Here is an 819-nt window from a genome sequence, read left to right as displayed (position 1 = left end):
CGCCGCGAATCTTTGCGCTTTGGATGATGCCGGGATTGATTACATCGTTGGCGAACGGCCGACATCGCTGCCGCGCGATCTGCCGCAAACAGCGGGGAAGGACACCGTGTTTGAGCGGGTCAAGGCTTTGAAAATCCGCGGGAAGCAGGTAGCCGAGGCGCGGTTGGTGGTGTCGTTTTCCTCGTCGAGGTACGAGCGTGACATCAAGGTTCTTGAAGAGCAGCTGCAACGCGCGAAGAAGTATGCCGATGGCACCAGCAGTTTGACGAAGCCACGATTTGTGAAAACGATTGGTGGGAAGGCTGTGGTGGATGACAGCAAGGTCGCGCGGAGGCGTGAGCTTGCCGGTTGGAAGGGGTTGTTGACGAACCTGGATAAATCGGGTGCGTCTGCGGGGCAGATTTTGGCGGCGTATCACACGTTGTTCCAGGTGGAAGCTAGTTTTCGGATTATGAAGTCCGATCTTGACGCGCGTCCGATGTATCTGCGTCGGCCGGAGATGATTCAAGCGCATATCACGATGGTGATGTGTGCGGTTGCTGTGTGCCGGCATGTGGCTGAGTGTGCTGATGAGCCTTCGGGGTGGGTGGTGAAGGCGTTGGAGAGGGTGTTGACGGCCAGGATCCGTCAACCCGATGGCGAGATCGTTGAGATCCCGCCGTATATGCCGGAGGAGGTGCAGCGGATTGTGGCTGCTGTGCAGGATTTTCCGGTGAAGGGGTATCCGCAGCCGCGGGAGGGTGATGAGCGGAAGCGGATGCGGCAGGACTACGAGCGGGAGTTGTTCGGAACGTACTAACCCAAATTGTGAAACTCAGG

General features: G+C 58.0%; 1 pseudogene. It reads left to right on the top strand.

Annotated features, from left to right (window positions below):
• Window positions 1–799 (top strand): annotated as a pseudogene (locus tag C1Y63_RS12440) (hypothetical protein); the annotation flags it as partial.
• Window positions 800–819 lie beyond the last annotated feature (20 nt).

Origin of the sequence: Corynebacterium sp. 13CS0277, assembly GCF_002994655.1 — a bacterium.
GTDB lineage: Bacteria > Actinomycetota > Actinomycetes > Mycobacteriales > Mycobacteriaceae > Corynebacterium.
Note: the sequence above shows the minus strand (reverse complement) of the source record. Positions and strands in the feature narration are given on the sequence as shown.